Genomic DNA, 23,010 nt, shown 5'->3' on the forward strand with positions numbered 1-23,010 from the left:
GCTCACCCCAGGGCCCGCACGGCGTCGGCGAAGGCCTGGCCGCGGTGGCCGTAGTCGCGGAAGACGTCCATGGACGCAGCGGCCGGGGCCAGCAGCACCGTGTCGCCGGGCCGGGCCAGCGACGCGGCGGCGGTGACCACGCGGGTCATCGTCGTCGCGGCGTCCTCCCGGCCTGCGTCCATCCGGCCATCGTTCCCGCTGGGGATGTCGACCACCGGGACCGACGGCGCGTGTCGGGCCAGGGAACGGGCGATCAGCTCCCGGTCGCGGCCGAGCAGGACCACCCCCGCCAGGCGCGGGGCGACGGCGGCGACCAGCGGGTCGACGTCCGCGCCCTTGAGCAGTCCGCCGGCGATCCAGACCACCCGCGGGTAGGCCGCCAGCGAGGCGCCGGCCGCGTGCGGGTTGGTCGCCTTGCTGTCGTCGACCCAGTCGACGCCGTCCCGCGTGGCCACGAGCACGTTGCGGTGCGCGCCGCCGGTGAACCCGGCCAGGCCGCGGGCGACCGACGACGCCGGCACGCCCAGCGCGCGGGCGAGGGCGGCGGCGGCCAGCGCGTTGACGGTGTTGTGCGGACCGGGCACCGGCAGGTCGGCGCGCTCCATGAGCACCTCACCGGCCGGGTCGTCGGCGAACGCGCGATCGAGCAGCGCGCCGGCCCGGACCCCCAGCTGACCGGGGCGGGGCTCGTCCAGCGTCACCGTCACCGCACCCGGGTGGCCCTCCACCAGCCGGGCCGCGACCGGGTCACCCGCGTCCCCGACCGCCACCGGCGAGCGCTCCAGGATGCGCGCCTTGGCGTCGCGGTAGGCAGCGAACGAGCCGTGCCAGTCGGTGTGGTCGTCGGCGACGTTCAGGACGGCGGCCGCGGCGGGGGCCAGCGAGGACGACCAGTGCAGCTGGAAGCTCGACAGCTCAACGGCGACGACGTCGAAGGCGGGGGTGCCGTCGTCGTCCTTCGCGGTGACCACCTCGACGAGGGGTCGGCCGACGTTCCCGGCCGCCACCGCCCGCCGTCCGTCGGCCAGCAGGATCGCCTCGAGCATCGTGACCGTGGTCGTCTTGCCGTTGGTGCCGGTGACCGCCAGCCAGGGGGCCGGCGTCCCGCCGGGGCCCGCGATGCGCATCCGCCAGGCCAGCTCCGGCTCGCCGACGACCTCCACGCCGCGCTCGGCGGCGTCGAGCAGCAGCGGCGAGTCGGGGCGCCAGCCCGGCGATGTGACCACCAGGTCCACGCCCGGCGGCACGGTGTCGGTGACCCCCAGCCAGGTGGCGCCGCCCGCGGTCAGCTCGGCGACGGCCGGCAGCTGGGCGGCGTCGGTGAGCAGCACACCCGCACCGTCGGCCAGCAGCGCCCGGGCGGCGGCGACGCCGGAGACGCCGAGCCCGGCGACGAGGACGGTGCGGCCGGCGAACGAGCTGCCTGCCCCGCTCACAGCACTGTCCGGTTCGCTCCCGCGGTGCGCTCCGCTCCTCGCTCGGACATCCAGGCCGACTCCGCGATCGCTCCGCTCCTCGCTCGTTCCTCGCTGCGATGCTCGCTCACTGTCGTCGGCCGCCTCGCTGCGATGCTCACGCCCCTGTCCGCTCACAGGCCCACGAAGTTGAGCCAGTCGGCGTAGAACAGGCCGAGCCCGAAGGCGACCGCCATGCCGGTGACGAGCCAGAACCGGACGATGACGGTGTTCTCCGTCCAGCCGGCAAGCTCGAAGTGGTGGTGCAACGGGGCCATGCGGAAGACCCGGCGGCGGGTGGCCCGGAAGAAGGCCACCTGGATCACCACCGACAGGGTGACCGCGACGAACAGGCCACCGAGCACGACGAGCAGCAGCTCGGTGCGGGTGACGATCGCCAGCCCGGCGATCAGGCCGCCGAGCGCCAGCGAGCCGGTGTCGCCCATGAAGATCCGCGCCGGGCTGGTGTTCCACCACAGGAAGCCCAGGCAGGCCCCCATGCCGGCGGCCGCCACGAGCGTGACGTCCAGCGGGTCGCGCACGGTGTAGCAGCCCGTGATCAGCTCGTTGGCGCAGTCGTGGGTGAACTGCCAGAACGAGATGACGATGTAGGAGGCCAGCACCATGGCCGAGGAGCCGGCGGCCAGCCCGTCCAGGCCGTCGGTCAGGTTCACGGCGTTGGAGAACCCGGCGATGAAGAGGTAGGCCAGGATCACGAACGCGATCGGGCCCAGGGCCAGCGGCGCGATGTCGCGGACGTAGGAGACCACCGTGGACGCCGGGGTGATCCCGTCGTTGGGGAAGTTGATCGCCAGCACGGCGAAGGTCACGCCCACCACCAGCTGACCGACCAGCTTGGCGGTCTTGTTCAGCCCGAGGCTGCGCCGGTGGCGGATCTTCAGGTAGTCGTCGAGGAAGCCGACGGTGCCCATGCCGACCATGAGGAACAGCAGCAGCAGCCCGGTGGCGGTGAACCCCCAGCCGGTCTGCCCGACGAAGACCAGGTGGGCGACGACGTACCCGACGACGGTGGCGCCGACGATCACCGTGCCGCCCATCGTGGGCGTGCCCTTCTTGGACAGGTGGCTCTCGGGGCCGTCGTCCCGGATCTCCTGGCCCAGGCCCTGCCGGCGGAAGGCGCGGATGGCCAGCGGCGTCAGCAGGATCGAGACGATCAGCCCGACGGCCGCCGCGATGAGGATGCTTCTCACTCAGGCCCACCCAGCAGGTCGGCGGCGAGCAGCTCCAGGCCGTAGGAGCGGCTGGCCTTGACGAGGACGACGTCCCCCGGGCGCAGCAGCTCCGACAGGAGCTCGAGGCCAGCGGCCCGGTCCGGCACGTGCACCGACTCCTCTCCTGCGCGCCGCCCCGAAGCGGTCGCGCCCTCCGCTATGCCTACCGCATCCGGACCCACCGCGATGACCACGTCGACACCAGCGGCCACGGCGTCGCGGCCGAGCCGCACGTGCTCGGCGTCGGCGTCGGGGCCGAGCTCGGCCATCGCGCCGAGGACGGCGATGCGCCGCGTGGCGGGCAACCCGGCGAGCGCGGCCAGGGCGGCGCGCATCGACTCGGGATTGGCGTTGTAGGCGTCGTTGACGACGATGACGCCGTCGTCCCGCCGGTCCACCTCCATGCGCCAGCGGCTGCGCGGCTCCGCCGCGGACAGCGCGCCGGCGACCTGCTCCGGCGTCATCCCCGCCGCCAGGGCGGCGCCGGCGGCCGAGAGCGCGTTGGCGACCTGGTGCTCCCCGACGACGCGCAGCGCGACGGCGTGCCGCTCCCCCGCGGTCACCAGCGTGAACCGGGGGCGCGCCGACCCGTCCAGCGTCACGTCGGTGGCGCGCACGACGGCCTCCTCGCCCCGGCCGGTCGTCACGACGCGGGCCCGGGTGCGGGGGGCCATGCCGAGCACGCGGGCGTCGTCGGCGTTCAGCACGGCCGTCCCGTCCTCGTCCAGCGCCTCGACGAGCTCGCCCTTGGCCTGCGCGATGCCGTCGGGGCTGCCGAACTCCCCGAGGTGCGCGGAGCCGACGTTGAGCACCACGCCGACCTGCGGCCGGGCCACCCCGCACAGGCGGGCGATGTGGCCGGGCCCCCGGGCGCCCATCTCCAGCACGAGGAACTCGGTGCCCTCGTCGGCGGAGAGGACGGTCAGCGGCAGGCCGATGTCGTTGTTGTACGAGCCGGGCGGGCTGACGGTGGCACCGGCGGTGGCCAGCACCTGCCCGAGCAGGTCCTTGGTGGAGGTCTTCCCGGACGAGCCGGTGATCGCCAGCGTGCGCAGCCCGCCGGCGGTGAGCCGCCCGTGCACGAGGGCCGCCAGCCGGCCCAGCGCCACCACCGCGTCGTCGACGACGACGCACGTCAGCGCGGGGTCGGGCCGGGTGACCAGCGCGGCCACGGCACCGGAGCTGACAGCGGCGCCGAGGTAGTCGTGCCCGTCCACCCGCTCCCCCGCCACTGCGACGAACAGGTCGCCGGCCGCGACGGCTCGCGAGTCCAGGGTCACGGCGCCGGTCACGACGGTCGCGGGGTCGCCCTCGACCCGTCCCCCGGTCGCCTCGGCGATCTCGGCCACGGTCAGCGCGATCATGCCGGCGTCCCGGCGAGCAGCTGCCGGAGGACCTCGCGGTCGTCGAACGGGTGCACCGTCCCCGCGACCTCCTGACCCGTCTCGTGCCCCTTGCCCGCCACCAGCACGGTGTCCCCCGCCCGGGCCAGGCGGACGGCCGCGGCGAGCGCGTCCCGGCGTCCGCCGACCTCGATGATCTCCGCCCGGGCCCCGTCCGGCACCTCGTGGGCACCGGCGAGCACGGCCGACCGGATCGCGGCCGGGTCCTCCGACCGCGGGTTGTCGTCGGTCACCACCAGCACGTCGCTGCCCTCGGCGGCCGCGGCGCCCATGTCGGGCCGCTTGCCCGGGTCGCGGTCCCCACCGCAGCCGAGCACCGTGATCAGCCGGCCGGGGGTGGCGGCCCGCAGGGCGGCGAGCGCGGTGCGCACCGCATCGGGGGTGTGCGCGTAGTCGACGACGGCGACGAAGTCCTGCCCGGCGTCCACGGGCTCCATCCGACCGGGCACCACGGTGTCGGCAAGCCCGGCCAGCGCGTCCTCGACGGCCACGCCGACACCGTCGAGCAGCGCGACGGCGAGCAGCGCGTTGGCCACGTTGAACCGGCCGGGCAGCCGCAGCCGCGCCGGCCAGCGCCGTCCGCCGGGGCCGTGCAGGGTGAAGGTGGACCCGCCGCCGGGCGCCGTCGCCACGTCGGAGGCGGTCCAGTCGGCGGTCGGCAGACCCGCGCTGGAGACGGTGACCGGGCGCCGGTCCGGCCGCTCGGCCAGCCGCCGACCGTAGGGGTCGTCGACGTCGACGACCTCGACGGCGGCCCGGCCGTCGAACAGCATCGCCTTGGCCTGGAAGTAGTCCTCCATGTCGGCGTGGAAGTCCAGGTGGTCGCGGCCGAGGTTGGTGAAGCCGGCGGCGGCGAAGCGCACCCCACCGACCCGTCCCTGGACCAGGGCGTGGCTGGAGACCTCCATGACGACGGCGGACACCCCGGCGTCGGCCATTCCGGCCAGCAGCGCGTGCAGGGCCGGCGCCTCGGGGGTCGTCCGGACGCTCGGCAGCGCGGTGACGGCGCCGTCGGCGGTCCGGGTGCGGGTCTGCACGGTGCCGATCAGCCCGGTGGACCGGCCGGCCGCGGCGAGCCCGGCCTCGACCAGGTAGGCGGTGGTGGTCTTGCCGTTGGTCCCGGTGATGCCCAGGACGGTCATCCGCGAGCTGGGCTGCCCGTACACCCGGTCGGCGACGGCGCCGAGCACCGCGCGGGGGTCCTCGACGACGCACACCGGCAGCCCGGTGGCGACGGCGTCGTCGCGGCCGGTCGGGTCGGTCAGCAGGGCGACCGCGCCCCGGTCGACGGCGTCGGCGGCATAGCGGACCCCGTGCGTGCGCGCGCCCGGCAGCGCCGCGTACAGGTCACCGGGACGGACCTCGCCGGAGGCCAGGGTGACCCCGCTGATTCCGGGGGCGGCGCCTGCTGCGGGAACGACCGGGTCGCCCACCAGGTCGGCGAGATCGGCGAGAGGCAGCGGGCGGCTCCCCGCGGGCGGCGGGGTCGCCCCGGCGTCGGTCGGGGTCACGGGGCTCCAATCTACCGGCGGGTGCCGGTGCATCCGGCATGCGCGCGCGCACGCCGCGTCGCGGCCGGGGAGGCGGGACGAGCGGTGCGGCCTCGGGCGGTGCGGCCTCGGGCGGTGCGGCTGCGGGCGGAGCGGCGGCTGCCGGGGTCGCGGCTCAGGGCGAACCGGTCAGGCGGAATTCGGGACGCGCGGTCCCCGAGGGCACCACGGCGTCGGCCGTGAGCGCGGCTCGCATGATGTCGGCGAACACCGGGGCGGCGACCTGGCCGCCCTCGGCGTTGCTGGTCGGCCGCTCGAGCTCGACGGCCACGACGTACTGCGGGTCGTCGGCCGGGGCGAACCCGACGAACGTGGTGACGTACCCGCCCCCCGCGTAGCCGCCGGTCTCGGGGTTGGCGCGCTGGGCGGTGCCGGTCTTGCCCGCGACCCGGAAGCCCTCGATCTGGCCCAGCGGCGCGGTCCCCCCGGGCCCGACGACCGCCTCCAGCATGAAGGCCAGGTCGTCGGCGGTGGACTCGCTGATCACCCGGGTCCGCTCGCCCTCGGGGGCCGGCCGCACCGTGCCGTCGGCGCCGGTGACCGACCGGACGATCCGCGGCTCGACGCGGACGCCGTCGTTGGCGATCGTCTGGTAGATCGACGCCATCTGCAGCGTGGTGACCGAGACGCCCTGGCCGATCGGGATGTTGGCCGCCCGGCTCTGCGTCCAGTCCGCGGAGCTCTCCAGGATGCCGCGGCTCTCACCGGGCAGCTCGATGCCGGTGGGCTCCCCCACGCCGAAGGCCCGCAGGTACTCCTCGAGCTTCTGGTCGCCGACCTCGCGGGCCAGCATGATCGTGCCGACGTTGCTGGACTTGGCGAGGATGCCGGTGACCGTCCAGTCGACCGGGGCGTGGTCGTGGGCGTCCCGCACCACGCGGTCACCCGCATCGATGTGGCCGTTCACCGACAGCACGCGGTCCGGCGTGGCGTGCCCCTCCTCCACGGCGGCGGCCAGCGTGACCGCCTTCATGATCGAGCCGGGCTCGAAGACGTCGGAGAGCACCGGGTTGCCCAGCAGGTCGGGGTCGGTGGTCCGGTAGGCGCCGGGGTCGTAGCCAGGGCATGAGCCCATGGCGACCACCTCGCCGGTGCGCACGTCCTGGACGACGGCGGAGGCCCGGGTGGTGGCGCCGTCCGCGCACGCCTCGCCCAGCCGCGTGTCGGTGACGAACTGCAAGTCCTGGTCGAGGGTCAGGGTGACGTCGTCGCCGTCGGTGGCCGGCGTGGACTCGTCGATGCCCGACGGGATGGGGTTGCCCCCGCTGCCCACCTCGACGGTGCGCTGCCCGTCGGTGCCCGAGAGCTGCTCCTCGTAGGCCTGCTCGATCCCGGCCAGGCCCGCGCCCTCGCGGCCGACGAACCCGACGATCTGCCCGCCCACCGCGCCGGCGGGGTACAGCCGGACGGGGTCGTCCTTCAGGAGGACGCCGGGGATCTCCAGCTCCTCCACCAGCTTCGCCGTCTCCGGCGGGACCTGGGTGGCGAGCTCGACGTAGCGACCCTCGCCCGAGAGCTTCTCGGTCAGCTCGGGCACGGGGACGTCGAGCAGCGTGGTCAGGGCCAGGGCGGCGCGCTTGGGGTCGCGCACCACCGTCGGGTCGGCGACGACGCGGGAGGCGTCGACGGTGTAGGCCAGCGGGTGGCCCTCGCGGTCGAGCACCTGGCCGCGGAGCGCCGCGACCGTGTAGGTGCGCAGCCGGTCCTGCTCGGCGGCGCTGGCGTACGCGGCCCCGTCGATGCCCTGCAGCACCACGAGCCGGCCGACCACGAGCACCAGCAGGGTGATGAGGAAGGCCAGCCCCCACCGGTTGCGCCGGCCGCGCTGCTCCACCGACAGGCCGGCGCCGCGGCTGTGCCGGGTTCCGGGCTCCCGGCGGGAGACGAAGGGGCCGGTCCCGCCGCGGACGGAGGACGACGGGCGGGCGGCGCGGGGACCGTCACCGGGTCCACGGACGCTGTTCGGCACGGCTCAGTTCCCGCCCGGGGGTGCCGGGGCGGGCTCGGCGGCCGGGGCGGGCTCCGGGGCCGGCTCGGGCTCGGGAGCCGGCTCGGGCGTCCCGCGCATCGTCGTCGTGCCCTCCGGGCCGAGGACGAGGTAGCCGGCGATGCCGGCCGGCACCAGGCCGGCGGCCGCGGCGGCACGGGCGACCTCGACCGGGGTCTCGCCGGCAACCACCCGCTGCTCGAGGCCCTGCACGGTCTGGGCACGGGCGGCGTTCTCGGCCCGCATCTGGGTGGCCTTGAGCGAGTCGACGGCGATGGCGGTGTTGAGCACCAGCAGGCCGACGGTGGTCAGGGCCAGCAGCGCGACCACGATCAGGACGAAGGGCCCGCGACGGGAGAGCAGGCCGGCGCGGCTGCGGCGCCGGGGCGCCGTGGTGCCGGCGGGCACCAGGCGCAGGTCGGGCCGCAGGGCGGCACGGGGAGCACCGGACCGGGGCGCCGGAGTGCGCGGCGCGGACGCCCGGGCGGCCGGAGCGGCGTGGGCGGTGCGCGCGGTGCCGGTCCGCGCGGTGGCGGTCCGGGCGGCGGTGGAGGTCCGCGCGCTGCCGTGCGTGCGGGCGGCCGTCCCGCGGGTGGCCGTCTCGGAGGGCGCCGTGGCGCGCACGGCGGCGGCCCTGGTCATGCCGCCCGCCGGATGCGCTCGGCGGCCCGCACGCGGGCGGAGGCGGCGCGGGGGTTGACGGCGACCTCGTCGTCACCGGGGGCCTCTCCCCCGCGGGTGAGCAGGCGGAGCACCGGCCCGTACTCGGGCAGGGGCACCGGCAGCCCCGGTGGGGTCCGGTCGGCCGCGCCGGCGGCGAGGGTCTGCTTCACGATCCGGTCCTCCAAGGAGTGGAAGGTGATGACCGCGACCCGGCCGCCCACGGCCAGGGCGTCGATCGCGGAGGGAAGGGCGCGCTCCAGCGCGCCGAGCTCGTCGTTGACCTCGATGCGCAGGGCCTGGAAGGTCCGCTTCGCGGGATGGCCGCCGGTGCGCCGGGTGGCGGCCGGGATGGACTCGCGGACGAGCTCGGCCAGCCGGGCCGTCCCGGTGAAGGGCTCGCGGACCCGCTCCCGGTCGATCGCCGCGGCGATGCGGGAGGCGAAGCGCTCCTCGCCGTACACGCGCAGCACGCGGGCCAGGTCCTTCGGCGGGTAGGTGTTGACGACCTCGGCCGCGGTGCGCCCGGTGCCCGGGTCCATCCGCATGTCGAGCGGGGCGTCGGTGGAGTAGCTGAAGCCGCGGTCGGGGCGGTCCAGCTGCAGCGAGGAGACGCCGAGGTCGAAGAGGACGCCCTGGACCTCGTCGACGCCGAGCCGGTCGAGCACCTCGGGCAGCTCGTCGAAGACGGCGGGGACCAGCGTGGTGCGGGCGGCGTGGCCGGCGGCCTCGATGCGGCGGGCTGCCTCGGCGCGCGCGTCCGGGTCGCGGTCCAGGCCGATGACGCGCAGGCCGGGGTGGGCGTCCAGCAGCGCGAGCGTGTGACCGGCCAGCCCGAGGGTGGCGTCGACGAGCACGGCGCCGTCGGCCGCGAGGGCCGGGCCGAGGAGCTCGGTCACGCGGTCGAGGAGGACCGAGACGTGCACCGGTGGCTGCGACGGGCCCGGGGCCGCGGCAGGTCCGGTGGTGCTCATCGTCTGCTGCCTCTCGAACTGTCCGGGCGCTTCCCGCGATGGTGCCGCGCGGCTCGGGGTGGCGGGGGGATCCACCGGCGCGCGGGGTGCGGGATCGGGCGGGTGGGGCGCAGGGGGGCGGTGGGGCGGGGTGGGGATCGTGGGGAGCAGTGGGGCGGGGGTGGGCCGATCGGGGATGTACCCGGCCCCGCGGGGTCCGCCTGGCGTCGGGGAAGAGCGTCAGGTGGCGCCCCGCGGGGCGGGTGGGGTCACCCACGCCGGTCTGGGCCGGCGCTACCCGATGTCCTGCGCGGTGCTCCGCTGCGTGGGACCGAGCCGCGGGGAAGGCGGCTGGGGCCCGATTCCGGTCGAGCCGCGGGGAAGGCGGCTCGAACGGGGTGCGGCGCGGAGACCGGTGGGGGCGGGTGGGGTGCTCCCCGGGATCACGACAGCGTCGGCATCCCCTCGCTCTCCATGTCGGCGTACGCGGCCTCCAGTTCGGCCACGTAGGCCTCCCAGTTGGCGGCGTCCCAGATCTCGAAGCGGGTGTCGACACCGACGACGACGACGTCGCGGTCCAGCCCGGCGTACTCGCGCAGGCTCGCCGGGAGCGTGATGCGACCGGTCTTGTCGGGCTCGATCTCGACCATCGACCCGAAGCTCATGCGGGCGGCCATGCGGGCGCGGGCGGTGTCCGAGGGCGCCATCGCGGCCATCGCGGCGCTCTGCTCGGCGACCCGGGCCATGGTGAGGCCGTAGACGCAGCGCTCCTGGCCCTTCTTGATCACCATGCCGTCGGCCACCTGCTCGCGGAAGCGGACGGGGAGGGCGAGCCGGCCCTTCTCGTCGAGACGCAGGGGGTAGCTGCCGACGAACACCGGATCACCCCCTGCATCTGTCCTCCATTGGCTCCGCAGCGACCCCTGGACGGTCCCTGCCTCCCCACCGGACGACACAGTAACCCACTGGCCCCCACTGGACGCCACCTGAGGCCGTGTCGTGACCCATCGGCCCCACTCCGGTCCGCGGGCCGTCCGCGCAGCGCTGAGCTGCGCGATCGCGACACCCCGTCACGACGCCGTGGCGACGTACGGTGGAGTGGTGACGGAGGCGACACGGGCCGCTGACGGGACGGCCGACGCGTCGGTCGATGTCGCTGCGGAGGGCGCGCGGATAGCGGCGAGCATCGCCCGCGTCGTGCAGGGCAAGGACGACGTCGTCCGGCTGGCGCTGGTCGTCCTGCTGGCCGAGGGCCACCTGCTGATCGAGGACGTGCCGGGGGTCGGGAAGACCACCCTGGCCAAGGCGCTGGCCGCCTCCGTCGACGCGAGCGTGCGACGGATCCAGTTCACCCCCGACCTGCTGCCCAGCGACGTCACCGGGGTCGCCGTCTACGACCAGGAGACCCGGGAGTTCGAGTTCAAGCCCGGCGCCGTGTTCGCCAACATCGTGGTGGCCGACGAGATCAACCGGGCCTCCCCCAAGACCCAGTCGGCGCTGCTGGAGTGCATGGAGGAGCGCCAGGTCACCGTCGACGGCGTCAGCTATGAGCTGGCCCGGCCGTTCATGGTCATGGCCACGCAGAACCCGCTGGAGATGGAGGGCACCTATCCCCTCCCCGAGGCGCAGCGGGACCGCTTCACCGCCCGGGTGTCGATGGGCTACCCGGATCCCGCCGCCGAGCTGGCGATGCTGGACGACCGCGCCACCACCGATCCGCTCGCCGGCCTGCGCCCGGTCGCCGACGCCGCGCTCGTCCGGTCGCTGGTCGCCGCCGTCGGCCGGCTGCACGTCTCGGAGGCGGTGCGGCGGTACGTCGTCGCCCTGGTCGAGGCCACCCGCCGCTCCCCCGACCTCCGGCTGGGCGCCTCCCCGCGGGCGGGGCTCCAGCTGCTCCGCGCCGCCCGCGCTTCGGCCGCCCTGCAGGGTCGTGACCACGTGCTGCCCGACGACGTCCAGGCACTGGCCGTACCGGTGCTGGCCCACCGGCTGCTGCTCGGGAGCGAGGCCGCGGTCGGGCGGCGCAGCACCGAACACGTCGTCGCCCAGCTGCTGGCCTCGGTCCCCGTCCTCCGCGGACGCTGAGGCGGTGCGCGGAGCTCCCGGGCGGGCCCTGTCCGCCCTCACCGTCCGCGGCCGCTGCCTGGTCGGCGGCGGCCTCGCGCTGGCGCTGGCCGGCGCGGTCCTGGGCGAGCGGCCCCTCGTGCAGCTGGCCGTCTTCGTCCTCGCGCTGCCGCTGCTCGCCGCGCTCGGCGTCGTCCGCGGGCGGTTCCTGGTCACCACGCGGCGCAGCGCCACGCCTGCCCGGGTGCCGCGCGGGACGCCGGCGGAGGTCGTCCTGGAGCTGGGCAGCACCGACACCCGCCGCGGCGGGCTGTGGCTGCTGACCGAGCAGCTGCCCGCCGCCCTCGGGCGATCCCCCCGGTTCACCGTCTCGGGGCTCGCCGCCGGCGCCACCACACCGCTGCGGTACACCGTCACGGGCCGCTTCCGGGGCCGCTACGAGCTGGGACCGCTGAAGCTGCGGGTGGTCGACCCGTTCGGCCTGGTCGAGCGGACCGCCGTCGGCACCGGCACCGCCCCGCTCGTCGTCGTCCCCCGGGTGCGCCCGCTCGGCCCTGGCGGCCCCGGCGCCGGCTCCGGGCGCGGTGGCAACGGCTCGCACCGGGCGATCAGCGCGCAGGGCGACGACGACGTCAGCGTGCGGGACTACCGGCGCGGCGACGACCTGCGGAAGGTGCACTGGAAGGTCACCGCGCGCACCGGCGAGCTCATGGTGCGGCTGGAGGAACGCCCCTGGCGGGCCCAGGGCACCCTGCTTCTCGACACCCGCGCCCGCGCCCACCTCGTCGCGCCGCTGCGCCCGGACGCGGGCGCCGCCCCGGGCCCGGCCGGCGACGACTGCCCGCCCGCCGACAGCCTGGAGTGGCTGGTCGAGGCGGCGGCGAGCATCGGGGTCACCCTGGCCGGCCGCGGATCCGACGTCCGGGTGGTCACCGACGCCGGCGAGCTCGCCCCCGCCCCGGGCCGGGCCGGGCTGCGCGCCGACGAGCTGCTCGACCGGCTGGCGACCGTGCGGCCCTCGCGGGTGGCCGGCCTGCACGACGCCGTCACCACCGCCTGCCGTGCCGCGGGTGACGGGCCGCTGATCTGCCTGCTGGGCGCCGTCGGCCCCGACGACGTGGCCGAGCTGGTGCAGCTGCGGCCGGGGCCGGCGACCGACGTCGCCGTGCTCGTGGACGTCACCGGCTGGGCCGACCCCTCCTCGCGCGGCCGCCGCCCCGCGGGCGGGTCCGACGTGCTCCGGACGGCCCGGGAGGAGGCGGCCGCCCTGCTCACCGCCGCCGGCTGGCAGGTGGCGACGGCGACCGCGGACCGCGGCGTCGCCGACGTGTGGGCGGCGCTGGGCGGCGTTCCCCGCGGGGTGCCGGCGTGACCCGCCCGGACGTGCCCTCGGCCCTCGCCGCGGCCACCGCCACCTTCCTGGGCGCGTTCGCCCTCACCCCGGTCTTCTCCTCCACCGCCTGGGTGCTGCCCGTGGCCGCCGTCGTCGCCGTCGTCCTGGCCGGCGGGCTGCTCCTGCGCGGCGCCGGGCAGGGGCTGTCGCAAGGCCGGGCGACCGCCTGGCCGGCCGAGCGGCTGGGCACGCTGCTGGTCCCCGTCGGGCAGGTGGCGCTCGTGCTCTGCGTCCTCACCGCCCTGTTCGCCCCCGACCGGGCGGTGGCGGGGCTCCTGCCCACGCCGGGCAGTGTCGGCGACCTCGTCGGCGTCCTCTCCGACGGCACGGCGGAGATGCAGGAGCAGGCCACCCCCGCGCTGCCGCTGACCGGGCTGCTCGCGCTGACCACGCTCTTCGTGGGGCTGGTGGCGGTCGTCGTCGACCTGGTCACCGTGGCGGGCCGTCGCGGGGCGCTGGCCGGCCTGGCGCTGCTGGTCCTGGTCTGCGTCCCGGTCGCCACCGTGACCGGCGCCGTGGGGTTGCCGGCCCTGGTGGCGCCCGCGATCGGGTTCGCGGTGCTCCTGCGCGCCGACCAGCGGCGCGTGCTCGGGGGGCTGCACGGCTGGACCGGCGGCACCGGCGCGGCGCTGCGCATAGGAGTGGCCGCCCTGGCCGCCGCCCTCGTGCTGGGCCCCCTGGTGCCGACCCTGCAGGAGGGCTCCTTCGCCACCGGGTTGGGTGGCGGCGCCGGCGGCGCGACCGGGACGGCGCTGGACCCGGCGGCCGAGCTGCGGGGGCAGCTCACCCGCGGCGAGCCGATCGACCTGTTGCGCGTGGACGCGTCGGTCGAGGACCTCGGCTACCTGCGCGCCGTCGCCCTCGACGAGTACGACCCGGTCGACGGCTGGACGCTCAGCAACCTCGACGGCCAGCGGACGGTGGCCGAGGCCGAGAGCCTTGCCCCGCTGCCGCCCCGCCAGCTCGCCCGGCCGGTCACCGCCGAGATCGAGGTGCTCGAGCACGACGACCGGTTCCTGCCCGTCCCCACCTCCCCCCTGTCGGTGCAGGTGGCGGGGAACGCCGAGGACTGGCGGTTCGACGTCCCGACCGGCACCGTGTTCGGCCGCGACGTGACCACCGCAGGGCAGCGGTACCGCGTGACGGCGAACGAGCCACGGCCCTCCGCGGAGCTGCTCTCCGGCGCCCCGCCGATGGCGGCGGACCGCCCCGTCCAGGAGCGCTTCGCGGCCCTCCCCCCGCTCGACCCGGCGATCGGCGAGCTGACCGCCCAGCTGACGTCGGGCGCTCCCACGCCGTACGAGGCGGTCCGCCGCATCCAGGCCTACCTGACCGACCGCAGCAACGGGTTCGTCTACAGCCTCTCCACCGCCCCGGGGACCTCCGGCGACGACCTCGTGGACTTCCTGCGCCTCAAGCGCGGCTACTGCGAGCAGTACGCGGGGGCGATGGCGGTGCTGGTGCGGCAGGCGGGCATGCCGGCACGCGTGGCCATGGGCTACACGCCGGGCTCGGTGCAGGACGACGGCTCGCGGCTGATCACCAGCGACGACGCCCACGCGTGGGTCGAGGTCTACTTCCAGGCGTACGGCTGGGTGCCGTTCGACCCCACGCCGATCGCGGTCGACCGCCGGGTGCAGCTGCCGTGGTCACCGCGCACCTCGGCCGAGCAGGACGTCACCCCGACCGCCCCCGGCTCGGCACCCACCGCCGCCCCGCCGGTGGAGGTCCCGCGGGAGGACCGCGTGCCGGAGGCGGCCCCCCAGGCGGCCGCCCGCCCGGAGGAGGCGACGTCGCTGCGGCCGGTCCTGGCGGGCGTCGGCGCGGTGACCCTCGCGGCGGTGCTGCTGATCCTCCCCGGCAGCCTGCGGGCGCTGCAGCGCCGTCGCCGGCTGGCCGGCGGTGACGCGGCGCAGCTGTGGGACGAGCTGACGGCGAGCGCGGTGGACCTGGGCATGCGACTGCACCCGTCGTGGACCCCGCGCCGCATCGCCGGCGCTCTCACCGACGCGGCCACCCCCGGGGCGGCAGCGGCGTTCGGCGAGCTGGCGCGGGCGGAGGAGACGGCCACGTTCGGGCGGCCCGGGAGCTCGCCCGGCGACCCGCGGCTGGCGGCGACGCTGCGGACGGCGCGGCAGGCGCTGGTCGGCGCCCAGCCCTGGCCCCGGCGCCTGCGGGCCCGGGTGTGGCCGGTCTCGCTGGTGAGCGGGGTCCGGGACACGACGGCGCGCTGGGCCCGGAACGCCGCCGGCCGCCGTCCCGGAAGGACGACGGCCGGCGGCTGAACGCGGTGCGGCTACTGGTCGTAGCGGCGGCGGAAGCGCTCCTCGAGGCGGCTCTTCATCGGCTGACGGCCGCGGGTGCGGCCTCCCCGACCGGCCGCGGAGGACCCCCGGGGACCGGCCGGACCGGCGGACTCGACCACCGCGCCGGTGGCGGCGCGGTAGTTCAGCACGCCGAGCGTCGCGCCGCCGAAGGCGACGAGGAAGCCCAGCACCCCGAGGGGCACCGAGCTGGTGACGGCGCCGGCCACGAGGACGGCGAAGCCGACCAGGACCAGCAGCCCGCCGAGCTGCAGCATGCGGCGGGCCTTCTGACGGCGATCGCCGGTGCGGACCGAGGAAGCGAACTTGGGATCGTCATCGACGAGGGCGCGCTCGATCTGCTCCAGCAGACGCTGCTCGTGCTCGGAGAGCGGCACGTCGACCTCCAGGGTGGGGCGAAGCCGTCGGAGGCTCCCGCCGACGGTATGACCGAGGATACGAGCCGTTCGCAAGCGGCGAAAGGCGACGGCCCGGCGACCCGCCGGACGGACGGTGATGATCATCCCTCCGGGTGGGCGCGGCGGCCCGTCCGCGCAGCTCCGGGGCCCGCTCCCCCGGGCCGCCCCGAACGGTGCAGCAGCGTGGCCGGGCGGACGGCGCCGGCCCCGAACCGGCGGGCGGCGCGGTCTGCGGCCAGCTCGGCGTCCCGGCGGCCGTGCTCGCGGGCCCCGAGCTCCAGCTGCTGGGGGGCCGCCCCCGCGTCGACGAGCCGTTCGGCCCGCACGCCGACCAGCCGGATGCGGGCGCGCTCGAGGCCCAGGGCGTCGTAGAGGGCCCGGGCGGTGTCGTAGAGCTCCTTCCCCACGTCGGTGGGGGTGCCGAGCGTCCGGCTGCGGGTGATCGTGGCGAAGTCGGCGAACCGCACCTTGATGCTCACCGTGCGGGCCAGGCAGTCGATCGAGCGCAGCCGCCCGGCCGTGCGCTCGGCCAGGTGCAGCAGCTCCCGGTGGATGACGGCGGGGTCGTCGACGTCGGAGGAGAACGTCTCCTCCGCGCCCGTGGACCGCTCCGGCTCGTCGGGCACGACCCGGCGCGGATCGCGTCCCCACGCCAGCTCGTGCAAGTGCGTGCCGGCCGCCGCGCCCAGCGCCCGCTGGAGGGTCCGCGCCGGCACGTGCGCCAGGTCGCCGACCGTCCGCAGCCCGAGCCGCAGCAGCGTCTCCTCGGTCTTGGGGCCCACGCCCCACAGCGCGTTCACCGGCAGCGGGTGCAGGAAGCCCATGACCTCCGGCGGGCGGACGACCAGCATCCCGTCGGGCTTGGCGCGGGTGGAGGCGAGCTTCGCGACGAACTTGGTGCCGGCGACGCCGACCGAGCAGGTGATGCCCTGCTCGTCGTAGACCCGGGCCCGGACGTACTCGCCGATCGCCACGGCGTCGCCCAGCCGGCGGCCGGCGCCTGCGACGTCGAGGAACGCCTCGTCCAGCGAGAGCGGCTCGACCAGCGGCGTGATCGACCGGAACAGCGCCATGACCGACCGGGACACCTCGGTGTAGAGCGCCATGTCCCCCGGCAGGACCGTCGCCGTCGGGCACAGCCGCAGCGCCCGGGCGGTGGGCATGGCCGCGTGCACCCCGTAGCGGCGGGCCTCGTAGGTGGCCGAGGTGACCACACCCCGGTTGCCGGCGCCACCGACGATCACCGGCGTGCCGGCCAGCTCGGGCCGGCGGCGCACCTCGACGCTGGCGAAGAACGCGTCCATGTCGACGTGCAGGACGGTGCAGCCGGCCGCTCGGGACACGCTGCCCACGACCCCCTCCCCACTCCTCCGTCGAACACGTGTTCGACAGCGGGGACGATAGCGGGTCCGTGCCGGGGCGGCCGATTCAGGACCGCCCCGGCGTGCCGGATCAGCCGACCGAGATCCGGTCGGCCTCCGCGTCCCGCTTGCTCGGCCACATCTTGGCGCCGACGATGCCGCCCAGGGAGGCGGCGGCGATGGACAGGCCCAGCCCGAGAACTGCCCAGCCGGCGGCGGAGCGGGCCACGTCGGCCGCCTGGCCGGCGGCGACGTCGGGCAGGTTCGCCCGGTCGATGCCGCCGACGTCGGTGACCACGCCGGCCAGCGACCCGAGGAGGGCACCACCGCCGAACAGCGTCAGCACGAGCAGGGCCACCACTGTCAGGGCCCACACCAGGATGCCGTGCAGCAGTCCGTCGGCGAGGCCGCGCCACACCGCGGTCGCGCCCGCGGTCAGCCCGCCGAGGAACAGGGCGATCAGCCCGTTCACCCCGCTGATCCAGTCGGCGCTGTTGCCGGAGGACGAGCCGATGTCCCACCAGCCCAGTGCGAGGGTGGCGAGCTGCAGCAGCAGGAAGGTGGGCATCGCCACCACCAGGCCGGCCCACACCGGCCCCCAGCGGACGCGGTCGCGCCGCGACGGCGCCACCGACACCTGGGTGGGCCGCTCGACCCGCTCCTCCGTGCGGAAGACCGGCGGGGGTGCCGTGCGCGTAGCGCCCGCTACCGGCTCCACCCGGGTCGCGGTCTGCTCACGGTCCACGTCGTCGTTGAATCCTTCGGTACGTACTCGACCCTCGGTCATGACCTCTCCTGTCTCGTGCGTCGTCTCATGTGCACGGGAAGGGATGCCCGGGGAGCCCCGCGCCGACCGCGACCGTCGCGAGCTGTAACACGAACGAGATGCATCGCGGTGGGCCGCGCCCGGCGTCCGGCACGCGGTCCGCCGGACCCCGACCGCCCAGGTCACCGGCCATGTGTGGCTGCCGAGCAGGTGAGGTACAGCAGGCTCCGCAGGGCCGCCGTCCGGCGGCCTGCGTCGATGGATCGGAGGAGCCAGTGGCGCTCGACGAGGACATGACCACCCCGGGTGACGGCGGTGCCGACGGCGGCGCCGACAGCGGCGCCCACGGTCCTGCTGACGGCGGTGCCGCCGGCGGCGGTTCCGACGGTGGCGCGGACGGCGGTGCCGATGGCGGCGCGGACGGCGGTGCCGATGGCGGCGCGGACGGCGGTGCCGATGGCGGCGCGGACGGCGGTGCCGATGGTGGTGCCGACGGCGGCGCGGACGGCGGTGCCGATGGCGGCGCGGACGGCTCGGCCTGACCGAGGACCCGACCCCGCAGGGCGGTGCGGAGCAGCTGCTCCGCCCCGCCCTGCGGCGGTGCACGGACATGGAGCCGGAGCTCTTCGGGCAGCGGTACTGGGCCCGCCGCCCGCTGCTGACCCGCGCCGAGGACACCGGCAACTCCTTCACCGACCTCCTGGATCTCCCGGCGGTCGACGAGCTGCTCTCCCGCCGCGGCCTGCGGACCCCCTTCCTGCGGATCGCCAAGGACGGCGCCGTCGTCGACCCCAAGCGCTTCACCACCTCCGGCGGCGCGGGTGCCGAGATCGCCGACCAGGTGTCGTCGGAGGCCGTGCTGCGCCTGTTCGCCGACGGCAGCACCGTGGTGCTCCAGGGCCTGCACCGGCTGTGGCCGCCGCTGATCGAGTTCGCCGACCAGCTCGCCGCCGACCTGGGCCACCCCACCCAGGTGAACGCCTACATCACCCCGCCGTCCTCGCGCGGGTTCAGCCCGCACTACGACGTGCACGACGTCTTCGTGCTGCAGGTGGCCGGCGAGAAGCACTGGACGATCCACGAGCCGGTGCTCCCCGACCCGCTGCGCACCCAGATCTGGAACGACCGCGCCGACGAGGTGGCCGCCGCGGCCGAGCGCGAGCCGGTCATCGACGCGGTGCTGCGCCCCGGTGACGCCCTCTACCTGCCGCGCGGGTACCTGCACTCGGCCCGGGCGCTCGGCGAGATCAGCGCCCACCTGACCGTCGGCATCCACTCGGTGACCCGCTGGGCGGCCGCCGAGTCGGCGCTGGACGTGGTGCGGACGCTCGCCGCCGAGGACCCGGAGCTGCGCGGCTCCCTGCCGCTCGGCCTGGACCTGACCCGCCCCGACTCGATCCGCGGCGACGTCGCCGCCGTGATCGCCGGTCTGCAGGAGTGGCTGGGTCGCGTCGACCCGACCGAGGTGGCCGACCGCCTGCGGGCCCGCTCCTGGGCGCAGGTGCGCCCCGAGCCGGTCGCACCGCTGGCGCAGGCCACCGCCGCGGCCGCGCTCACGCCGGACACGGTGCTGCGGCTGCGCACGCGGCTGCGGTGCTCGCTGCGCGACGCCGCCGGGGGCGGCATGACGCTGATCGCCGGCCGGCGGTCGCACTCGTTCCCCGCCGACGTCGGGCCGGCGCTCAGCGCGCTGCTGGAGGTGGGCGAGCTCAAGGTCGGGGACCTCCCCGGGCTCGAGCCCGCCGACCGGATCACGCTGGCCCGCAGGCTGGTCACCGACGGGATCGCCACGGTGCCCGACGCGGTGCCCGGGAACGCCCGGACCAGGGACGATGACGGTCATGGCCACGCGACCGGGGAACACCGGTGAGCCGACGGACCCGGTGGGGGGCGTGACCGGCCCGCTCCCCCCGGAGGCCGACGACTTCTGCCGCACCGACCTCCCCGCCCGTCCACCCGGCCGGCTGGACGGCACCCGGTGCTCGGTGCAGGCGCTGGCGCGCGCGGACTCCGGGATCGCGACGGCGTCCCCCGTGTCCCGCTGGCTGCTGATCGAGCAGCCGGGTCCGTGGGGACGGCAGGCGCTGCTGCAGTCCCGGTTCGACGCCGCCGTCGCGCCGCTGCTGGCCGAGCGGGCCGACCGCGAGGGCGTGCGGGTGCTGCTGGTGCGCCGTCCCGGCGACCGGCTGGCCGACTCCGGCCGCCGCTGGGCCTACGCCGACAGCCGGCCCGGCCGCGAGGGCCTGTGGTGGTCGGTCCGGTCCGCCGACGACGAGCTGGTGACCGCCCCGTGGGACGGCTCGGTCGGGGAACGGGCGCACGGCGACACCTACCTGGTCTGCACCCACGGCGGGCACGACGCCTGCTGCGCCCTGCGCGGGCGGCCGCTGGCCCGTGCCCTGCCGACACCGGGGCCGGCCGACGTCTGGGAGTGCAGCCACCTGGGCGGTGACCGGTTCGCGGCCAACCTGCTCGTGCTGCCGCACGGCTTCTACTACGGCCAGGTGCCCGGCGACGGCGGTCTCGTGGTCTCCGCCCACGCCCGCGGGCAGGTGGCGCTGCCGTGGCTGCGCGGCCGGGCCGGCGTGGCCGCGCCCGCGCAGGCTGCCCAGCACCACGCCCGCGAGGAGCTGGGACTGCTCGGCGTCGACGACCTGCCGCCGCTCGGGGTCACCCGGCTGGACTCCCCGGACGTGGGCGCGGAGCGCTGGGAGGTGACGCTCGCCGGGCCCGCGGGAGCCGCCGTCGTCGTGGTGGTGGAGAGCCGGCCGTCGCCGGAGACCGTGCACCTGACCTGCCAGGCGACCCGGCCCGGGCGGGTGCGCACCTGGCACCACCTGTCGCTGTCGACGCGCCCTCCGGCCCCGGCCGTCGGCTGAGCCGGGCCCTCAGCCGAGGGCGCGGCCGTGGGCGGCCAGCAGCGGGATCGCGAGCTCGGTGGCGGTCAGCGACCCGTGGTAGGCCGCGAGCCGGCTCGGCCCCGGCTCCAGCCGCGGGCTGACCAGCGCCCAGCTGCCGCGGGCCAGGGCGACGACGTCGCCGATGCGGGCGGCGAGCGCGTCGGCGACGGGGCCGAAGACGCCGGTGGCGATCGCCTCGTCGCGGCCGACCACCCAGGCGCGGTCGCCGAGGATCTCCCGCCACCGGTCGAGGACGTCGGCCTGCGCGCCGGGCTCGGCGTGCACGTAGCGGGCGCGGGGCTCGCCGGCCAGCAGCCGCACGCCGTCGGCGAGGTCGGTCTCCTCGTCGAGGTCGAAGCGGGTGTGCGCCGGCACGTCGAGCATCCCGTGGTCGGCGGTGACCAGCAGCGCGCCGTCGTCGGGCAGGCCGTCGACGAGCTGGGCCACCAGCCCGTCGACCAGTGCCAGCTGCGCCCGCCAGCTGGGCGAGTCGACGCCGCGGACGTGCCCGGTCAGGTCCAGCTCGGCCAGGTATCCGTAGACGAGGGCCCGCGAGCCGGCGTCGAGCGCGGTGCGCATCAGGGCGGTGAGGTCACCGTGGCCGACGGCGCCGGTGTAGTTCGCCCCGCGGTAGGCGGCCTCGGTGAGCCCGGAGCCGGCGTAGGCCCACGGGCCGACGGCGGTGACCGCCACGCCCTCGGCGGCGGCGCGCTGGAAGACGGTGGGCTGCGCCATCCACTCGGTGGGGTCGGGGTCGTCGGCCCACTGCGTGTGGTTGAGGGTGCGGTCCTCCCCCGGCACGTCGGTGACGAAGCCGAGGACGCCGTGGGAACCCGGGGGCAGGCCGGTACCCAGGGTGGTGAGGCTGACCGGTGTGGTGCTGGGGCAGGGCGCGGCGAGGTCGCCGGCCGGGCTGGTCATCGCGGCCAGGGTGGGCGCGAGGTCGGCGTGGGCCCGGATCAGGTCGGCGCCGAGACCGTCGACCAGCAGCACCGCGACCCGGCGCGCGCCCCGTAGCGCCTCGGTCAGGCCGAGCGGGTCGGCCGGGAGGTCCCCGCGGTGCACCGGGGCGCCGAGCGCCGCGCTGACGCCGGGCAGGACGTCGGCCAGGCTCGCGGCGCCGTAGGCGGGCCGCTGCAGGTCGGCGGGGAGCACGGAGGCGCCGGCCGCCGCTGTCACGGCCGGGTGGCCAGCAGGTGCAGGCCGGCGGCGACCTCGCGGTAGGGCGAGATCTCGGCCAGCGCCAGCTCGAGGTTCCGGACGGCGTCGGGCTCCGCGCCGGAGGCCGCCTCCAGCAGGTCGGCGACGACCGAGACGCCGCGCCACCCCCCGGGGGTCAGCCCGGCGCCGTCGACGAGGTCCAGCAGCGCCTCGGGGGTGAACCGGCGGCGGGCGGGCCGGCCGGGCGCCGTGTCCCGGTCCTCCAGGACGGCGAGCGACTCCACCGGGTGCCCGGCGACGGCGCGGGCGAGCACCGCGCCGGCCCGGTTGGCGGCCGCGAGGCTCACCTGGCCGCCGGAGCGCAGCGCCCCGGCGATCTGCCGCAGGGTGGCGGCGGGGTCGTCGACGACCTCGAGCACCCAGTGGCACAGCGCCAGGTCGTAGCCGTCGTCGTCGGCGAGGACCTGGTGCAGCAGGTCGCCGTCGCCCTGCACGCCGACCACCCGCTCCCCCACGCCGTCGTTCTGCGCCCGGCGGGAGAGGGTCGCCAGGGCGTCGGCGCTGGGGTCGACGACGGTGACCGTGTGGCCGAGGCGGGCGAGCGGGACGGCGAACATGCCGCTGCCGCCGCCGACGTCCAGCACCCGCAGCGCGGTGCCGGCGCCGACGAGCGGGTCGAGCGCGGCCCACACGGCGGCGGTGCGGGCGGGCAGCTTCGCCGCGGTCGGCGACGGGGGAACGGTCGGCACCCACCGAAGCCTAGTGGCGGGCGCGGTGCCGCTCCTCTCAGACGGCGACGCCGTCGGCCGCGCGCCGGATCTCGGCGATGTCGATGCGGCGCATCTGCAGCATGGCCAGGGTGGCGCGCTGCGCCCGGCCGGGGTCGGGGTCGTTGGTCAGCCTGAGGAGCTCCTCCGGGAAGACCTGCCAGGAGACGCCGAACCGGTCCTTGAGCCAGCCGCACATGCTCTCCTCGCCACCCTCGGTGAGCCGGTCCCAGTAGTGGTCGGCCTCCTCCTGGTCCGAGCAGACGATCTGGAAGGAGACGGCCTCGGTGAAGGAGAACATCGGACCGCCGTTCAGCGCGGTCCACGGCTGCCCGTCGAGGGTGAAGTCGACGGTCACGACGTCGCCCTCCGTCATGGGCGCGGGCAGGCCCGGCCCGTAGCGGGTGATGGCGCCGATGCTGGAGTTCGGGAAGATCGAGGTGTAGTGCCGGGCGGCCGGCTCGGCCTGGCCGTCGAACCACAGGCACGGGATCTGGGTGGGCATGGCGGGTCCTCTCTCGCGTCCGGCCGGATCGCCGGTCGAGGGATAGACGGTTCCGGCCCGCCGAACTGATCGGTGACGTCCCTGCGCGGAGGCGGTCGTTTACCGGTCGCCGCTGCGAGGGCACAGACCTGC

At 76.5% G+C, this 23,010-nt stretch carries 20 protein-coding genes; 6 read left to right on the top strand and 14 right to left on the bottom strand.

Translation table 11 applies throughout. The features are described 5' to 3' along the window. Positions 1-2: 2 nt before the first annotated feature. From murD to mraZ, 8 genes are all read right to left on the bottom strand, one after another. The gene (gene murD, locus GCU60_RS01620) at positions 3-1,436 is read right to left on the bottom strand and encodes a UDP-N-acetylmuramoyl-L-alanine--D-glutamate ligase (protein WP_163201883.1); all 1,434 of its coding nucleotides are present in this window, start codon (positions 1,434-1,436) and stop codon (positions 3-5) included. 152 nt (positions 1,437-1,588) lie between these two features. Further along, entirely contained in the window at positions 1,589-2,665 is a 1,077-nt protein-coding gene (gene mraY / locus GCU60_RS01625; RefSeq protein WP_163201884.1) for a phospho-N-acetylmuramoyl-pentapeptide-transferase, read from the bottom strand. Beyond that, positions 2,662-4,050, bottom strand: coding sequence for a UDP-N-acetylmuramoyl-tripeptide--D-alanyl-D-alanine ligase (locus tag GCU60_RS01630; RefSeq protein ID WP_163201885.1), 1,389 nt, complete (start codon positions 4,048-4,050; stop codon positions 2,662-2,664). Before GCU60_RS01630 ends, mraY begins: the two co-directional genes overlap by 4 nt. Further along, on the bottom strand, positions 4,047-5,600 hold the full coding sequence (locus tag GCU60_RS01635) for a UDP-N-acetylmuramoyl-L-alanyl-D-glutamate--2,6-diaminopimelate ligase (RefSeq protein ID WP_345770319.1): 1,554 nt from the start codon (positions 5,598-5,600) through the stop codon (positions 4,047-4,049). Before GCU60_RS01635 ends, GCU60_RS01630 begins: the two co-directional genes overlap by 4 nt. A 154-nt stretch (positions 5,601-5,754) precedes the next feature. Further along, positions 5,755-7,608, bottom strand: a complete 1,854-nt coding sequence (locus tag GCU60_RS01640; protein WP_163201887.1) for a penicillin-binding transpeptidase domain-containing protein — start codon at positions 7,606-7,608, stop codon at positions 5,755-5,757. Positions 7,609-7,611: 3 nt separating this feature from the next. Further along, on the bottom strand, positions 7,612-8,268 hold the full coding sequence (locus GCU60_RS01645) for a hypothetical protein (protein ID WP_163201888.1): 657 nt from the start codon (positions 8,266-8,268) through the stop codon (positions 7,612-7,614). Then, entirely contained in the window at positions 8,265-9,260 is a 996-nt protein-coding gene (gene rsmH / locus GCU60_RS01650; RefSeq protein ID WP_163201889.1) for a 16S rRNA (cytosine(1402)-N(4))-methyltransferase RsmH, read from the bottom strand. Before rsmH ends, GCU60_RS01645 begins: the two co-directional genes overlap by 4 nt. A 422-nt stretch (positions 9,261-9,682) precedes the next feature. After that, positions 9,683-10,117 carry a division/cell wall cluster transcriptional repressor MraZ gene (mraZ, locus tag GCU60_RS01655; protein WP_163201890.1) on the bottom strand — a complete coding sequence of 145 codons (435 nt, stop codon included), beginning with the start codon at positions 10,115-10,117 and terminating at the stop codon, positions 9,683-9,685. 223 nt (positions 10,118-10,340) lie between these two features. Here mraZ and GCU60_RS01660 point away from each other — a divergent pair, with 223 nt between their 5' ends. Genes GCU60_RS01660 through GCU60_RS01670 form a run of 3 tightly spaced genes read left to right on the top strand, consistent with a single transcriptional unit; the run spans position 10,341 to position 14,981 of the window. Then, positions 10,341-11,324: an AAA family ATPase gene (locus tag GCU60_RS01660; protein WP_163201891.1), complete on the top strand. Its 984-nt coding sequence runs from the start codon at positions 10,341-10,343 to the stop codon at positions 11,322-11,324. Between the two features lie 4 nt (positions 11,325-11,328). Beyond that, positions 11,329-12,675, top strand: a complete 1,347-nt coding sequence (locus GCU60_RS01665; protein WP_163201892.1) for a DUF58 domain-containing protein — start codon at positions 11,329-11,331, stop codon at positions 12,673-12,675. Continuing rightward, complete coding sequence (locus tag GCU60_RS01670) at positions 12,672-14,981, top strand: transglutaminaseTgpA domain-containing protein (protein ID WP_163201893.1); 2,310 nt, start codon at positions 12,672-12,674, stop codon at positions 14,979-14,981. Before GCU60_RS01665 ends, GCU60_RS01670 begins: the two co-directional genes overlap by 4 nt. Before the next feature lie 11 nt (positions 14,982-14,992). On the opposite strand, the gene GCU60_RS01675 is transcribed toward GCU60_RS01670, so the two are convergent. The 3 genes from GCU60_RS01675 to GCU60_RS01685 form a co-directional block, all read right to left on the bottom strand. Continuing rightward, complete coding sequence (locus GCU60_RS01675; RefSeq protein ID WP_163201894.1) at positions 14,993-15,397, bottom strand: DUF3040 domain-containing protein; 405 nt, start codon at positions 15,395-15,397, stop codon at positions 14,993-14,995. A 122-nt stretch (positions 15,398-15,519) separates the two neighbouring features. Then, on the bottom strand, positions 15,520-16,770 hold the full coding sequence (gene dinB, locus GCU60_RS01680) for a DNA polymerase IV (RefSeq protein WP_163201895.1): 1,251 nt from the start codon (positions 16,768-16,770) through the stop codon (positions 15,520-15,522). 100 nt (positions 16,771-16,870) lie between these two features. Beyond that, on the bottom strand, positions 16,871-17,566 hold the full coding sequence (locus GCU60_RS01685; RefSeq protein ID WP_163201896.1) for a permease: 696 nt from the start codon (positions 17,564-17,566) through the stop codon (positions 16,871-16,873). Between the two features lie 254 nt (positions 17,567-17,820). Here GCU60_RS01685 and GCU60_RS01690 point away from each other — a divergent pair, with 254 nt between their 5' ends. The 3 genes from GCU60_RS01690 to GCU60_RS01700 all read left to right on the top strand — a co-directional run bounded on the left by GCU60_RS01690 (position 17,821) and on the right by GCU60_RS01700 (position 20,424). After that, a complete protein-coding gene (locus GCU60_RS01690; RefSeq protein WP_204261210.1) occupies positions 17,821-18,087 on the top strand; it encodes a hypothetical protein in 267 nt (88 codons plus the stop codon). Positions 18,088-18,155: 68 nt separating this feature from the next. Then, on the top strand, positions 18,156-19,415 hold the full coding sequence (locus GCU60_RS01695; RefSeq protein ID WP_163201897.1) for a cupin domain-containing protein: 1,260 nt from the start codon (positions 18,156-18,158) through the stop codon (positions 19,413-19,415). Further along, positions 19,387-20,424, top strand: a complete 1,038-nt coding sequence (locus tag GCU60_RS01700; RefSeq protein ID WP_239520278.1) for a sucrase ferredoxin — start codon at positions 19,387-19,389, stop codon at positions 20,422-20,424. Before GCU60_RS01695 ends, GCU60_RS01700 begins: the two co-directional genes overlap by 29 nt. Positions 20,425-20,433: 9 nt before the next feature. On the opposite strand, the gene GCU60_RS01705 is transcribed toward GCU60_RS01700, so the two are convergent. The 3 genes from GCU60_RS01705 to GCU60_RS01715 are packed head-to-tail and all read right to left on the bottom strand — an operon-like array spanning position 20,434 to position 22,878. Continuing rightward, positions 20,434-21,624 (bottom strand): alkaline phosphatase family protein, encoded by a 1,191-nt coding sequence (locus GCU60_RS01705; protein WP_163201899.1) that lies wholly within the window; start codon positions 21,622-21,624, stop codon positions 20,434-20,436. Further along, positions 21,621-22,355, bottom strand: a complete 735-nt coding sequence (locus GCU60_RS01710) for a methyltransferase domain-containing protein (RefSeq protein WP_163201900.1) — start codon at positions 22,353-22,355, stop codon at positions 21,621-21,623. Before GCU60_RS01710 ends, GCU60_RS01705 begins: the two co-directional genes overlap by 4 nt. A 37-nt stretch (positions 22,356-22,392) precedes the next feature. Beyond that, positions 22,393-22,878, bottom strand: a complete 486-nt coding sequence (locus tag GCU60_RS01715; RefSeq protein ID WP_163201901.1) for a VOC family protein — start codon at positions 22,876-22,878, stop codon at positions 22,393-22,395. Positions 22,879-23,010: the final 132 nt, after the last annotated feature.

Source organism: Blastococcus saxobsidens (assembly GCF_010682065.1).
Lineage (GTDB): Bacteria > Actinomycetota > Actinomycetes > Mycobacteriales > Geodermatophilaceae > Blastococcus > Blastococcus saxobsidens_B.